Consider the following 14,148-nt stretch of genomic DNA (forward strand, 5'->3'; position numbering starts at 1 on the left):
CGTTTGGTTTGGCCTTGACGTTGTTGCCTGTAGCCGGTGTGGTGGTACATAAAACCAGAACCAGGGGAAACTGTTACCCGTTCACCCCCTTGAGTGGGTAGACGGTGGAGCCCAACGAAGCACCGGTGTGTCATTTTGGTGCAGTCCTTTGACAGTTTGTGCTTTGGCCGTGAAGCCGTTGGCATTCGCGGGTATGCTGGGCGCCTCGAACCTGACCAGCCGAATGGGAGTGACTGCGGTGTTCACCTTGGATCCACGTCTTCAACAAGACACACTGCCCATCGGGGACTTTCCTCTGTGCCGGTTGCTGCTGTCCAACGACTCGAATTACCCCTGGTTTATCCTGGTACCACGCCTGGACGGTATCAGCGAAGTGTTTCAACTGGATGTCGCTGACCAGCAGCGGCTGTGGCAGGAGAGCACGGCGCTGGCTCAATGCCTTAATGAAGGGTTTGCCGCCGATAAAATGAACATCGGCGCGTTGGGCAATGTGGTGAGCCAATTGCACGTGCACGTCATCGTGCGCAGGCGCGGTGACGCTGCCTGGCCTGCGCCGGTCTGGGGCAAGCACCCGGCGCAGCCCTATACCGAGCAGCAGGTAGCAGCCATTCGCACGCGGTTGCGTGAAGTGTTACCGGCCGACTTTATCTTTACCCAGGACTGAACCATGGACTTGCAAACGCGTGTGATGGACCTGGAGAGCCGCCTGGCGTTTCAGGACGACACGATAGAGACGTTGAACGACATTTTGGTCGCCCAACAGCGGGCGGTCGAACACCTGCAGTTGCAAATGACGGCCTTGCTCAAGCGTCAGGCCGAAATGGGCGGGCAGTTTGAAACGTCGGAAGAAGAGGCGCCGCCGCCCCACTATTAATAAGGTGTAAAAGCGCGCAATAAAAAACCGCGACCGGCTTACGCCGTGTCGCGGTTTTTTTGGGCTGATCAGCGACGCGGCAGGGCGGCGATCACATCTTCAGCTTGCAGGCCTTTGTCACGGTTCATCACGGAAAACTCCACGCGCTGGCCTTCTACCAGAACGCGATGGCCTTCGCCGCGAATGGCGCGGAAGTGGACGAAGATATCGTCGCCCGAATCGCGGGAAATGAAACCGAAGCCTTTGGAGGTGTTGAACCACTTGACGGTGCCGGTATCCCGGTTGGTCATGTCGTAGGTTTGCGACGAGGCAGACACCGGGGCGTGACGGTAAAAACTGACGGCCAGGTGAATGACAATGGCGATCACTGCGGTGGCCAGGCTGAGCAGGATGGCGGGATGGCCACCGACTTCAGGCATGGGCGCCAGCAGGGTGAGGGTTTGCACGACAACGGCCAGTATCAGCAGGGCGCTGACCAGGCTTTGCAGTTGATGACGCAGGCCTTTGTTCCAGTAGGGGATCGCGGGTGCCAGTGTCAGGTTGAGAAGGCCGAAGAGGGCCAGGTACAGAGCGTCAGGTTGTTCAAGGTAGGGCGGGCTGCCCGGTTGCAGGCTTGGTATCAGGGACAGCAGCAAAGCTGCAACGCCCGTCACCAGATGGACGATTTTCAACATTTTGATTAACTCACGTTTAGACGGATCACAAGGAAGAGCTGACTGGCACGGTTCGCTTCTGAACTATGGGAGGCGGTGGGCACGTGCGCGGGTATCAGCCTATGCGCTGGCCGCAGGAAAGAATGGCAGCGACACGCCGCCTATTTAACAGCAAAGCTTGTGCCTACTCAAATCAAGCAGTTCAGGCCGTTGCGACGGCTGCGGCATTTGTGCGTCAAACGCTTGTCCTAGAGATGTGCAGCCTTTTTTGAAGGCCAAAAGCGATTTTTCCTGAGCGCCTTCACGCTGTACTTGTCGCAGCGGCCCGCCGGGCAAGAGTCGATTTGCCGCAGGGCGCGCAAGGTGGGCGGGCTGCACAAGGTGGGCACTCTTGCTAGAGTGGTCCTGCACCTGATCAATGAATGGCTATCAATTGAAGGGGATAAACATGGCAATCGATATTGGTATCAGTGAACAAGACCGCAAGAAAATCGTCGAGGGGCTTTCCCGACTGCTGTCCGATACCTATGTGCTCTACCTCAAGACCCACAACTTCCATTGGAACGTCACGGGCCCCATGTTCCGCACCCTGCACCTGATGTTCGAAGAGCAATACAACGAACTGGCACTGGCCGTGGATTCGATCGCAGAACGTATTCGCGCCCTGGGCTTTCCGGCGCCGGGGGCTTATTCGGTGTATGCCCGCCTGTCTTCCATCAAGGAAGAGGAGGGCGTGCCGGGTGCCGAAGACATGATCAAGCAATTGGTCGAAGGCCAGGAAGCGGTCACCCGCACCGCGCGCAGTATTTTCCCGCTGCTGGACAAAGTCAGTGACGAGCCCACCGCCGACTTGCTGACCCAGCGTATGCAAGTGCACGAAAAAACCGCGTGGATGCTGCGCGCCCTGCTGGAAAACAAGTAACACCGGTCGCTGGCGGTGCCGACCGGGCGCCGCCTCGCCTTGCGCGCTTCCTGATAGGTGCGTTGGCTTGTCCTACGGGTATCGACTCCCCGTCTTCTGTTCCCCGCTTGTGCACTTGATGTTTTATAGACCCAACGGCCAATGAGCGTACTCATGGCTGGCCGTCAGGCAATGGAGTGTCAAGTGTATGTCTCGTGGAATGGGTAATGGAGTGATGGAAACCTGTGGTTTTCACAAGATAAAGGTCGACCCCTTTGTCAAAGAGTTCGACATGGACCTGGCCAGGCCATTGTCCAGGTCCGTGAGGCTCAACGGCTTTTCAACGTGCCTGCGGCTCGAACAGGTCTACTGGAACATCCTCACGGAAATCGCCAGGATCAACACCTGTTCGGTCAGTGCGCTGTTGTCTTACGTGGACCGGGAAGTGCACCTGCGTTATGGCGGGGTCAAGAACTTCAGCGGTCTGGTCAGGGTGGTGTGCGTCGTGCACGTGTTGAAAGGACGTGCGGCCGTTGCCCAGCCAACTCAGGGATGAGGCGCCCGCCCGGCACCCGGTCAGGGTGTCGGGCACAAAACCGCGCATATCAACGGTGGCGCGCCGTTAGGGCTGCGCCGTATAATCTCGCTCTTTGCCACGCATGCCGGGACTTTTCCACAGGGCACAGTCAAGACAGGGCGTGGCGCAGCAGTGATCTGATCGCCGAGACATCTCCATGCCCATGTACGACTATCAATGCGCTTCCTGCGGTCATCAATTGGAAGCCATTCAGAAGATCAGCGACGCGCCGCTGGTCGATTGCCCGGCATGCCAGGCGCCGGAGCTCAAGAAGATGTTGTCCATGCCAGGCTTTCGCCTGAGCGGCAATGGCTGGTACGAAACCGACTTCAAGACCGGCTCGAAGAAGAACCTGGCCGGCGGCGACAAGGCCGACTGAGTTGAACTCTACGCGCAGGCTCCTGCATTATCCGTCGCCTGCACCGAATATCGAATGACGAGAAGCGAAACCACTATCATGATGCGCAGCCACTATTGCGGCCAACTGAACGAGACCCTGGATGGTCAGGAAATCACCCTGTGCGGATGGGTTCACCGTCGCCGCGACCACGGCGGGGTGATCTTCCTCGACATCCGTGATCGTGACGGTCTGGCCCAGGTGGTGTTCGATCCGGACCGCGCCGAGAGCTTTGCCGCCGCCGACCGCGTGCGCAGCGAGTACGTCGTCAAGATCACCGGCAAGGTCCGCCTGCGTCCGGCGGGCGCGGTGAACGCGAACATGGCGTCGGGCGCTATCGAAGTGCTGGGTTACGAGCTTGAAGTGCTGAACGAGTCGGAAACCCCGCCGTTCCCGCTCAACGAATTTTCTGACGTGGGCGAGGAAACCCGCCTGCGCTATCGCTTCCTGGACCTGCGTCGCCCGGAAATGGCCGAGAAGCTGCGCCTGCGTTCGCGCATGACCACCAGCATCCGCCGCTTCCTCGACGAAAACGGCTTCCTGGACGTCGAAACGCCGATCCTCACCCGTGCGACCCCGGAAGGTGCCCGCGACTATCTGGTGCCGAGCCGTACCCACGCCGGCAGCTTCTTCGCCTTGCCGCAATCGCCACAGCTGTTCAAGCAACTGCTGATGGTGGCGGGCTTCGACCGCTACTACCAGATCGCCAAGTGCTTCCGTGACGAAGACCTGCGCGCTGACCGTCAGCCTGAATTCACCCAGATCGACATCGAAACCAGCTTCCTCGATGAAAAAGAGATCATGGGCCTCACCGAAAAAATGATCCGCAACCTGTTCAAGGAAGTGCTGGGTCTGGAATTCGGTGACTTCCCGCACATGACTTTCGAAGAAGCCATGCGCCGCTACGGTTCCGACAAGCCAGACCTGCGTAACCCGCTGGAACTGGTAGACGTTGCCGACCAGCTCAAAGAAGTCGACTTCAAGGTGTTCAGCGGCCCGGCCAACGACCCTAAATGCCGCATTGCCGCCCTGCGTGTACCCGGTGGCGCGAGCATGCCGCGTAAACAGATCGACGATTACACCAAGTTCGTCGGCATCTACGGTGCCAAGGGCCTGGCGTACATCAAGGTCAACGAGCGCGCCAACGGTGTTGACGGCCTGCAATCGCCGATCGTCAAGAACATCCCTGAAGCCAACCTCAACGTGATCCTGGATCGCGTGGGCGCGGTCGACGGCGACATCGTGTTCTTCGGCGCCGACAAGGCCAAGATCGTCAGCGAAGCCCTGGGCGCGCTGCGGATCAAGCTGGGTCACGACCTGAACCTGCTGACCTGCGAGTGGGCACCGATGTGGGTCGTCGACTTCCCGATGTTCGAAGAGAACGATGACGGCAGCTTCTCGGCCCTGCACCACCCGTTCACTGCGCCGAAGTGCTCGCCGCAAGAGCTGGAAGCCAGCCCGGCTGGCGCGTTGTCCCGTGCCTACGACATGGTGCTCAACGGCACTGAGCTGGGGGGCGGTTCGATCCGTATCCACCGCAAAGAAATGCAACAAGCGGTGTTCCGCCTGCTGGGCATCAACGAAGCGGAACAGGAAGAGAAGTTCGGCTTCCTGCTCGACGCGCTGAAGTACGGCGCACCGCCACACGGCGGCCTGGCCTTCGGCCTGGACCGTCTGGTGATGCTGATGACCGGCGCCCAGTCGATCCGTGAAGTGATCGCGTTCCCGAAAACCCAGAGTGCTGCCGACGTCATGACGCAGGCCCCGGGTGTCGTGGATGCCAAGGCACTGCGCGAGCTGCACATTCGTCTGCGCGAGGCGCCAAAGGCTGAGTAAGGCCACTGCGTGAAAGCGCGATAAGGTTTTACGCAGTCAAAAAGGCGCATCTTCGGATGCGCCTTTGCGTTTAAAGAGAACAACCCTGCGTGAAGCGGGGGTCGAAAGGTTTCTAGAGAATTCGGAGTTGTGTAATGGCTGGCCATTCCAAGTGGGCGAACATCAAGCACCGCAAAGAGCGTCAGGATGCCAAGAAAGGCAAGATTTTCACCAAGTGGATTCGCGAACTGACCGTCGCGGCCCGCCAGGGTGGCGGTGACCCGGGCTCCAACCCGCGCCTGCGCCTGGCGTTGGACAAGGCGCTGGGCGCCAACATGAGCCGCGACATCATCGACCGCGCGGTGGCCCGTGGCGCTGGCGCGGCCGACACCGACGACATGGTCGAGCTGAGCTACGAAGGCTACGGCCCGGGCGGCGTGGCGGTGATGGTCGAGTGCATGACCGACAACCGCAACCGCACCGCGGCAGCCGTGCGCCACGCGTTCAGCAAGTGTGGCGGCAACCTCGGGACTGACGGCTCGGTGGCGTACCTGTTTGAGCGCAAGGGGCAGATCTCCTTCGCGCCCGGCGCGGACGAAGACGCGCTGATGGAAGCGGCGATGGAAGCGGATGCCGACGACGTCGTGACCAACGAAGACGGCTCCATCGACGTGTTTACCTCTTTCGCCGGGTTCTACGCCGTGCGTAATGCCCTGGAGGCGGCGGGTTTCAAAGGCACCGATGCAGAAATCGTGATGCTGCCGACCACCAGTGCCGAACTGGACCTGGACGGCGCACAAAAAGTGCTCAAGATGCTCGATATGCTTGAAGACCTGGATGACGTGCAGAACGTGTACTCCAACGCCGACATCCCCGAGTCCGTAGCCGAGCAGTTGGCCTGATATCCCTACGGACCCCTGGGGGCGCGGGCTTGCCCGTCCCCCAGGGTTTTCATGTTGTGTCAAAAATGTTGCAGGCGTTATGACTTTAATCCTAGGGATCGACCCCGGCTCACGCATCACCGGCTTCGGCGTGGTCGAGCAGACCCCGCGTGGCTGTGTTTATGTCGCTTCGGGCTGTATCCGTACCGGCGCCGGTGAACTGGCCGAGCGCTTGCAGATTGTGTATCGCGGCGTGCGTGAAGTGATCCAGACGTACGGCCCTGTGACCATGGGCATCGAAAAAGTGTTCATGGCCAAAAACGCCGACTCGGCGCTCAAACTTGGCCAGGCGCGTGGCGCGGCCATTGTTGCGGGGGCGGAGGAGGGGCTGGAAATCTCGGAATACACCGCCACCCAAGTCAAGCAAGCCGTGGTCGGCACGGGCGCCGCGAATAAAGAGCAGGTGCAGATGATGGTCATGCACATGCTCAAGCTCACGGCCAAACCGCAAATCGACGCCTCCGACGCCCTGGCTATCGCCATTTGCCATGCTCATACCCGTTCCAGCCTGTTGCCGCATGGCTTGAGCACGGCACGCAGTCGTGGCGGTCGGCTGCGTCTCTGATAGCATCAGCGCAATCATTCTGCGGGCGGCCTTGAACGGGCCCGACTTTTAGGGATTCAAACGTGATTGGACGCTTGCGCGGCACCTTGGCTGAAAAGCAGCCGCCGTACCTGATTCTGGATGTAAACGGGCTGGGCTATGAGCTGGAAGTGCCCATGACCACCCTCTATCGCCTACCGTCGGTCGGTGAGCCACTGACCCTGCACACTCACCTGGTGGTGCGCGAAGATGCGCAATTGCTCTATGGTTTCACTAGCAAGCGCGACCGGGACTTCTTCCGCGAGCTGATCCGCCTCAATGGCGTGGGGCCCAAATTGGCGCTGGCGCTGATGTCGAGCCTGGAAGTCGATGAGTTGGTGCGTGCGGTTTCGGCCCAGGACACCTCGGCGCTGACCAAGGTGCCGGGTGTCGGCAAGAAAACCGCCGAGCGTTTGCTGGTGGAACTCAAGGACCGCTTCAAGGCCTGGGAGGTTGTACCGAGCATGTTTGCCCTGGTGCCGAACCAGCCTGATGCGCCGCGCGAGTCAGTGGCCAGTGCCGAAAGCGATGCGGTCAGCGCGTTGATCTCCTTGGGCTATAAACCGCAGGAGGCGAGCAAGGCCGTATCGGCCATCAAGGACAAGAACCTGAGCAGCGAAGACATGATCCGCCGCGCCCTGAAGGGAATGATTTAAGTGATTGAAGCTGATCGTCTGATCGCTGCCACCGGGCCGCGTGACCGTGAAGAAGTCCAGGATCGCGCCATCCGGCCCCTGAGCCTGGCCGAATACATCGGCCAGCCCACCGTGCGCGAGCAGATGGAGTTGTTCATCCAGGCCGCGCGCGGGCGCGCCGAGTCGTTGGACCACACGCTGATTTTCGGCCCGCCTGGGCTCGGCAAGACCACGCTGGCCAACATCATCGCCCAGGAAATGGGGGTGTCGATCAAGTCCACCTCCGGGCCGGTGCTGGAGCGTCCGGGCGACCTGGCGGCGCTGTTGACCAACCTTGAGCCCCATGACGTGCTGTTCATCGACGAGATCCACCGGCTTTCGCCCATCGTCGAGGAAGTGCTGTACCCGGCCATGGAAGACTTCCAGCTGGACATCATGATCGGCGAAGGCCCGGCCGCGCGCTCGATCAAGCTGGACCTGCCACCGTTCACCCTGGTGGGGGCCACCACCCGCGCAGGGATGCTGACCAACCCGCTGCGAGACCGTTTCGGCATTGTTCAACGTCTAGAGTTCTATAGCACCACGGATCTGGCGACCATCGTCAGCCGTTCGGCGGGCATCCTCGGGTTGCCGCTGGACCCGGAAGGCGCGTTCGAGATCGCCCGCCGGGCCCGGGGTACACCGCGCATTGCCAACCGTTTGTTGCGTCGGGTGCGTGATTTTGCCGAGGTGCGGGCCAAGGGGCACATCACTAAGGGCGTGGCGGACCTGGCGTTGAACCTGCTGGATGTGGACGAGCACGGCTTCGATCATCAGGACAGGCGTCTACTCTTGACCCTGATCGAGAAGTTTGACGGGGGCCCGGTGGGCGTCGACAGCCTGGCGGCGGCGATCAGCGAGGAGCGTCACACCATCGAGGATGTCCTGGAGCCTTACCTGATCCAGCAGGGTTACATCATGCGCACCCCCAGGGGGCGCGTGGTCACCCGGCACGCCTACTTGCACTTCGGGTTAAACATTCCGTCACGATTGGGCGAGATGCCCGTGGTAGACGAATCCCTTGAGGCAGGGGACGATTAAAAAGGTGGGACAAGTCGATTTATTCGACGATTGTGCTGTCCTAGTGGCGGGCGTCGTCATTCTTTCGTTAGAAATGTTTCAGAGAATGGAAAAACAGTTGCCTGGCCGGATTGGCAACCTGAGGAGTAAGCACTAGAGTATGCGCGCGCAAAACGGGGATCAGTCGTTCGCACATCGCTGTCGCGTTTATTACGAGGACACCGATGCTGGCGGTATCGTTTATCACGTCAACTACCTAAAGTTCATGGAGCGGGCTCGAACCGAGTTGTTGCGGGCGCTGGGTTTTTCCAGTTCCACGCTGGCAGGGGAGGACCTGTTGCTTGTCGTGCATTCCAGCGAGGCCCGTTATTGCGCGCCTGGGCGGCTGGACGATGAACTGCTCGTCAGCGCAGAAATAATCGAATTGAACCGTGCCAGCCTGCGCTTTAAACAGCAGGTCAGGCGGGCAACGGATGCAACACTGCTCTGTGAGGGGCAGTTTCTGGTGGCCTGTGTGCGCACCGACAGTTTAAAACCCAGGGCCATTCCCGAAACTCTACGCGCGGCGTTCGCCAGCGTGAGCGGCGCGGGTAAACATTCAGAGCAGGAGATTTAGCGTGGAACCTACCGTCGTCGACCATTCCTCGATGTGGAGCCTGGTCAGCAATGCCAGTGTCGTGGTGCAACTGGTCATGCTGACCCTGGTAGCCGCATCGGTTACTTCTTGGGTCATGATTTTTCAGCGCAGCAACCTGCTGCGCGCCGGTCGACGTGCCCTGGAGAGCTTTGAAGAGCGCTTCTGGTCGGGGATCGACCTGTCCAAACTGTACCGCCAGGCCGGCAGCAACCCGGACCCGGACTCGGGCGTCGAGCAAATCTTTCGTGCGGGTTTCAAGGAGTTCTCCCGCCTGCGCCAGCAGCCCGGTGTCGACCCTGAAGCGGTGATGGAAGGCGTGGCCCGTGCGATGCGCGTCGCCATCTCCCGCGAAGAAGAAAAGCTGGAGCAAAGCCTGCCGTTCCTCGCCACCGTCGGTTCGGTCAGCCCGTACATCGGCCTGTTCGGTACGGTGTGGGGCATCATGAACTCCTTCCGCGGCCTGGCCCAGGCCCAGCAGGCCACCCTGGCCACCGTGGCCCCGGGTATTGCCGAGGCACTGGTCGCCACGGCCATCGGCCTGTTCGCTGCGATTCCTGCCGTTATCGCCTACAACCGTTTTGCGGCCCGTAGCGAAACCCTGATCGGCCGCTACTACACCTTCGCCGACGAGTTCCAGGCGATCCTGCACCGTAAAGTGCACACCAGCGAAGAATAAGCAGGTATTTCCCGATGGCTTTAATCACTCGAGCTCGAACCAAGCGCAAGCCGGTCGCCGAGATGAACGTGGTGCCTTACATCGACGTGATGCTGGTGCTGCTGGTTATCTTCATGGTGACCGCGCCCATGCTTAACCAGGGCGTGAAAGTGGACTTGCCCAAGGTTTCCAGTGAAGCCTTGCCGCAGGACAACAACACCCAGGTGCTGACCATTTCGATCAAGGCCGACAAGACCTACTACTGGAACCTTGGCAGCGAAGTCGACACCCAGAAGCAGCAGGACAAGGCCATGACCTTGCCGCAGATGACCGACGCCGTGACCAAGATCATTCGCGTGGGCAACGAAGGCGGCAAGCACACCCAGGTGTTCATCCGGGGCGACAAGTCCGTCGACTACGGCTCTGTCATGGGCGCCATGGGCGGGCTGCAGAAGGCCGGCGTCGGTAATGTTGGCTTGATTACCGAGGCGCCCTGATGCAGCAACAGCGAGAGCCGTCCGCCTCGGAAAGCTTCTTCTGGCCTAGCGTGTGGGCAATTGCCCTGCACGTGCTGGTGTTTGGCATGCTGTTTGTCAGCTTTGCCATGACCCCGGACCTGCCGCCAGCCAAGCCGATCGTGCAGGCGACCCTGTATCAGCTGAAATCGAAAAGTCAGGCCACCACCCAGACCAATCAGAAGATTGCGGGTGAGGCCCAGAAGTCGGCTGCGCGCCAGACTGAAGTCGAGCAGATGGAACAGAAGAAGGTCGAGCAGGAAGCGGTCAAGGCTGCTGCGGAACAAAAGAAAGAAGAGTCGGCTCAAAAGGCCGAGGAAGCCAAGAAAGCTGACGAGGCAAAGAAAGCCGACGAGGCCAAAAAGGCGGATGAGGCCAAGAAAGCCGAGAAAGCTGCCGAAGCTAAAAAGGCAGAAGAGAAACAATTGGCTGATATAGCCAAGAAGAAGTCTGAAGAGGAAGCCAAAAAGGCTGCCGAAGAAGAGGCCAAGAAAAAGGCCGCTGAAGACGCGAAGAAAAAGATCGTCGAAGACGCGAAGAAAAAAACCGCCGAAGACGCCAAGAAAAAAGCTGAAGCTGACGAGGCGAAGAAAAAAGTCGCCGATGATGCGAAGAAGAAAGCTGCCGCCGACGCCCAGAAGAAAAAGGCCCAGGAAGCAGCGCGCAAATCCGCCGAAGACAAAAAGGCCCAGGCCTTGGCTGACTTGCTTTCCGACACGCCGCAGCGTCAACAAGCCTTGGCCGATGAGCGTGGTGATGAAGTCGCGGGCAGTTTCGATGACCTGATTCGCTCGCGCGCAGCAGAGGGTTGGACACGTCCACCTTCGGCACGCAAGAACATGACGGTGGTGCTGCAGATCGGCATGCTGCCGGACGGTACGGTGACTTCGGTCAGCGTGGCCAAGTCCAGTGGTGATGGTCCGTTCGACAGTTCTGCGGTCGCAGCGGTCAAGAATATTGGCCGGTTGACCGAAATGCAGGGAATGAAACCAAGCGACTTCGCTCCCTATCGTTCATTCAAGATGACATTCACACCTGAGGATCTAGCCTTGTGAGAAACCTTCTTCGAGGAATGCTTGTCGTTATTTGCTGTATGGCAGGGATAGCGGCGGCGGATGAAAAGAACATCCTGGTCACCAGCGGCAGCGATCGGGCCACTCCGATCGCGGTTGTACCGTTTGGCTGGCAGGGCGGCAGCGTGCTGCCGGATGACATGGCCCAGATCGTCAGTGACGACCTGCGCAACTCCGGTTACTACGCGCCGATCGACAAAGGCAACATGATCAGCCAGCCGACCCAGGCCAGCGAAGTCATCTTCCGTGACTGGAAAGCCCTTGGTGCCCAATACCTGATGGTGGGTAGCATCGTGCCTGTCGGCGGCCGCCTGCAGATCCAGTACGCGTTGTTCAACGTCGCCACCGAGCAGCAAGTGCTGACCGGCAGCGTGTCGGGCACCGTGGATCAACTGCGTGACATGGCGCACTACATCTCCGACCAGTCGTTTGAAAAACTGACCGGGATCAAGGGCGCGTTTTCGACGCGTTTGCTCTACGTCACCGCTGAGCGTTTCTCTGTAGACAACACTCGTTACACTTTACAGCGCTCCGATTATGACGGCGCCCGCGCGGTCACCTTGCTGCAATCGCGTGAGCCGATCCTGTCGCCACGCTTTGCACCGGATGGCAAACGCATCGCCTACGTGTCGTTTGAACAGAAGCGCCCGCGCATTTTTGTTCAGCACATCGACACCGGTCGCCGTGAGCAAATCACCAACTTCGAAGGCCTGAACGGTGCGCCTGCCTGGTCGCCGGATGGCTCGCGCCTGGCGTTCGTACTGTCCAAGGACGGTAACCCGGACATCTACGTGATGAACATGGCATCGCGCCAGATCTCCCGTGTAACCAGTGGTCCTGGCATCAATACCGAGCCGTTCTGGGGCAAGGATGGTTCGACCATCTACTTCACCTCCGACCGTGGCGGCAAACCACAAATCTACAAAACCAGCGTGGGCGGTGGCGGTGCTGAGCGTGTGACCTTTATCGGTAACTACAACGCCAACCCGAAGTTGTCGGCTGATGAAAAGACACTGGTGATGATTCACCGTCAGGATGGTTTCACTAATTTCCGGGTTGCGGCCCAGGATTTGCAGCGCGGCAGCGTAAAAATCCTTACAGATACCAACCTTGATGAGTCAGCCACTGTCGCGCCCAACGGCACCATGGTAATCTACGCCACCCGCCAGCAGGGCCGGGGAGTCTTGATGCTCGTGTCCATTAATGGACGCGTGAGGCTCCCGCTTCCTACCGCTCAAGGCGAAGTCAGAGAACCGTCCTGGTCCCCTTACCTGAACTGACGCGGCGCTACACGTTTTACTTAACACACTGGGGTTCATTAGGAGTTTCACGATGGAAATGCTGAAGTTTGGTAAGTTTGCTGCTCTGGCTCTGGCTCTGTCCGTAGCCGTAGGTTGCTCCTCTAAAGGCGGCGACAATGCCGGCGAAGGCGCAGCTGTTGATCCAAACGCTGGTTACGGCGCCAACACCGGTGCAGTTGACGGCTCCCTGAGCGAAGAAGCTGCTCTGCGCGCTATCACCACTTTCTACTTCGAATACGACAGTTCTGACCTGAAGCCAGAAGCCATGCGCGCTCTGGACGTTCACGCCAAGGACCTGAAAGCTAACGGCGCTCGCGTTGTTCTGGAAGGTAACACTGACGAACGTGGTACTCGCGAGTACAACATGGCTCTGGGCGAGCGTCGTGCGAAAGCCGTTCAACGCTACCTAGTCCTGCAAGGCGTTTCGCCAGCTCAGCTGGAACTGGTTTCCTACGGTAAAGAGCGTCCAGTTGCTACTGGCCACGACGAGCAGTCCTGGGCTCAAAACCGTCGCGTCGAACTGCGTAAGTAATTCGTCATGCGAACGTGCCGTCGTGCTCTGACTGTATTGGCTCTCAGCCTCGCACCGCTTGCGGTGTGGGCTGCGGTTCCTGTGGAAGACAGCAACTCTGGCTATAACAATAGCGGGAGCAGCTATCCCCCAGCAGGTTATGGCACGAACGGCGCCTATGCCGGGGGAGGGGTTTCGACTCCTGCCTCGGCACAGGGCGAACTGTTCAACCAACTGCAACGCATGCAGGAACAACTTGCGCAGCAACAAGGCGTGATCGAAGTTCTGCAAAATGATGTCGCGCGCATGAAGCAGGAAAACCTGGAGCGATACCAGGATCTTGATCGGCGCATAGGAACCGGCGTTACACCTGCCGCCACTCCTGATAATTCTTCTGCCGGTGGCGCGCCCAGTGCCGCCGCCGGTGGTGCAGCAGCAGGGGCTGCCAGTCAGCCGCCTGCCGCCAGCAGTGAACCGGGTGATCCGGCGAAGGAAAAGCTGTACTACGACGCAGCCTTCGACCTGATCAAAGCCAAGGATTTCGACAAGGCCAGCAAGGCGTTCACCGCATTCCTGGGCCGCTACCCCAACAGCCAATACGCGGGCAACGCCCAATATTGGTTGGGTGAAGTGAACCTGGCCAAGGGTGACCTGCAAGGTGCGGGCACCGCATTCGCCAAGGTCAGCCAGCTGTACCCAAAGCACGCCAAGGTGCCGGATTCTCTGTACAAACTGGCTGACGTAGAGCGTCGCCTGGGTCATACCGACAAGGTCAAAGGCATCTTGCAGCAAGTGGTTGCCCAGTACCTGGGCACCTCGGCTGCTCAGCTGGCTCAGCGGGACCTGCAACGCATGTAAAGCGTGAGCCGGTGTAAACCGCTCCGTTTATAAGAAACCCGCGCTTGGCGCGGGTTTTTTCGTTAGAATCCACGCCCTTTTATGAAATACGCTTCTTGGGGTCTACGCGTTGACGGGATCCCTTGAAGTGCCTGACGGAGGCGGACGGCCTGTGTAGCTGTTA

Annotated in this window: 18 protein-coding genes; 17 read left to right on the top strand and 1 reads right to left on the bottom strand. The window is 59.5% G+C overall.

The genetic code is table 11. The features are described 5' to 3' along the window. The first annotated feature begins 238 nt into the window (after positions 1-238). Positions 239-664 carry an HIT domain-containing protein gene (locus tag ACW9H9_RS10875; RefSeq protein WP_457343126.1) on the top strand — a complete coding sequence of 142 codons (426 nt, stop codon included), beginning with the start codon at positions 239-241 and terminating at the stop codon, positions 662-664. Between the two features lie 3 nt (positions 665-667). After that, entirely contained in the window at positions 668-874 is a 207-nt protein-coding gene (locus ACW9H9_RS10880) for a SlyX family protein (RefSeq protein WP_457343125.1), read from the top strand. 68 nt (positions 875-942) lie between these two features. Here ACW9H9_RS10880 and ACW9H9_RS10885 read toward each other — a convergent pair whose 3' ends face one another. Continuing rightward, positions 943-1,548 carry a cold shock domain-containing protein membrane protein gene (locus tag ACW9H9_RS10885; protein ID WP_457343124.1) on the bottom strand — a complete coding sequence of 202 codons (606 nt, stop codon included), beginning with the start codon at positions 1,546-1,548 and terminating at the stop codon, positions 943-945. Positions 1,549-1,975: 427 nt separating this feature from the next. Here ACW9H9_RS10885 and ACW9H9_RS10890 point away from each other — a divergent pair, with 427 nt between their 5' ends. From ACW9H9_RS10890 to ybgF, 15 genes are all read left to right on the top strand, one after another. After that, entirely contained in the window at positions 1,976-2,449 is a 474-nt protein-coding gene (locus ACW9H9_RS10890) for a Dps family protein (protein ID WP_457343123.1), read from the top strand. 187 nt (positions 2,450-2,636) lie between these two features. Further along, positions 2,637-2,984, top strand: a complete 348-nt coding sequence (locus ACW9H9_RS10895; protein ID WP_457343122.1) for a ribbon-helix-helix domain-containing protein — start codon at positions 2,637-2,639, stop codon at positions 2,982-2,984. A gap of 178 nt (positions 2,985-3,162) precedes the next feature. Next, positions 3,163-3,384: an FmdB family zinc ribbon protein gene (locus ACW9H9_RS10900; RefSeq protein ID WP_075945722.1), complete on the top strand. Its 222-nt coding sequence runs from the start codon at positions 3,163-3,165 to the stop codon at positions 3,382-3,384. A 78-nt stretch (positions 3,385-3,462) separates the two neighbouring features. Further along, the gene (aspS, locus tag ACW9H9_RS10905; RefSeq protein WP_457343191.1) at positions 3,463-5,238 is read left to right on the top strand and encodes an aspartate--tRNA ligase; all 1,776 of its coding nucleotides are present in this window, start codon (positions 3,463-3,465) and stop codon (positions 5,236-5,238) included. Between the two features lie 134 nt (positions 5,239-5,372). Further along, positions 5,373-6,119 carry a YebC/PmpR family DNA-binding transcriptional regulator gene (locus tag ACW9H9_RS10910; protein WP_457343121.1) on the top strand — a complete coding sequence of 249 codons (747 nt, stop codon included), beginning with the start codon at positions 5,373-5,375 and terminating at the stop codon, positions 6,117-6,119. A gap of 79 nt (positions 6,120-6,198) precedes the next feature. Beyond that, positions 6,199-6,723 (top strand): crossover junction endodeoxyribonuclease RuvC, encoded by a 525-nt coding sequence (gene ruvC / locus ACW9H9_RS10915; RefSeq protein ID WP_457343120.1) that lies wholly within the window; start codon positions 6,199-6,201, stop codon positions 6,721-6,723. Positions 6,724-6,785: 62 nt separating this feature from the next. After that, a complete protein-coding gene (gene ruvA, locus ACW9H9_RS10920; RefSeq protein ID WP_457343119.1) occupies positions 6,786-7,397 on the top strand; it encodes a Holliday junction branch migration protein RuvA in 612 nt (203 codons plus the stop codon). Continuing rightward, the gene (gene ruvB / locus ACW9H9_RS10925) at positions 7,398-8,456 is read left to right on the top strand and encodes a Holliday junction branch migration DNA helicase RuvB (RefSeq protein WP_457343118.1); all 1,059 of its coding nucleotides are present in this window, start codon (positions 7,398-7,400) and stop codon (positions 8,454-8,456) included. Positions 8,457-8,595: 139 nt separating this feature from the next. Next, complete coding sequence (gene ybgC, locus ACW9H9_RS10930) at positions 8,596-9,051, top strand: tol-pal system-associated acyl-CoA thioesterase (RefSeq protein ID WP_457343117.1); 456 nt, start codon at positions 8,596-8,598, stop codon at positions 9,049-9,051. A gap of 1 nt (position 9,052) precedes the next feature. After that, positions 9,053-9,748: a protein TolQ gene (gene tolQ, locus ACW9H9_RS10935; RefSeq protein WP_457343116.1), complete on the top strand. Its 696-nt coding sequence runs from the start codon at positions 9,053-9,055 to the stop codon at positions 9,746-9,748. 23 nt (positions 9,749-9,771) lie between these two features. Next, the gene (tolR, locus tag ACW9H9_RS10940) at positions 9,772-10,224 is read left to right on the top strand and encodes a protein TolR (RefSeq protein ID WP_457343190.1); all 453 of its coding nucleotides are present in this window, start codon (positions 9,772-9,774) and stop codon (positions 10,222-10,224) included. Further along, on the top strand, positions 10,224-11,297 hold the full coding sequence (gene tolA, locus ACW9H9_RS10945; protein ID WP_457343115.1) for a cell envelope integrity protein TolA: 1,074 nt from the start codon (positions 10,224-10,226) through the stop codon (positions 11,295-11,297). Before tolR ends, tolA begins: the two co-directional genes overlap by 1 nt. 17 nt (positions 11,298-11,314) lie before the next feature. Further along, a complete protein-coding gene (gene tolB / locus ACW9H9_RS10950) occupies positions 11,315-12,595 on the top strand; it encodes a Tol-Pal system beta propeller repeat protein TolB (protein WP_457343114.1) in 1,281 nt (426 codons plus the stop codon). 52 nt (positions 12,596-12,647) lie between these two features. Continuing rightward, positions 12,648-13,148, top strand: coding sequence for a peptidoglycan-associated lipoprotein Pal (pal, locus tag ACW9H9_RS10955; RefSeq protein ID WP_034100156.1), 501 nt, complete (start codon positions 12,648-12,650; stop codon positions 13,146-13,148). A gap of 6 nt (positions 13,149-13,154) precedes the next feature. Beyond that, positions 13,155-13,985 carry a tol-pal system protein YbgF gene (gene ybgF, locus ACW9H9_RS10960; protein ID WP_457343113.1) on the top strand — a complete coding sequence of 277 codons (831 nt, stop codon included), beginning with the start codon at positions 13,155-13,157 and terminating at the stop codon, positions 13,983-13,985. The last annotated feature ends 163 nt before the right edge of the window (positions 13,986-14,148 follow it).

Source organism: Pseudomonas sp. SDO5215_S409, assembly GCF_054071325.1.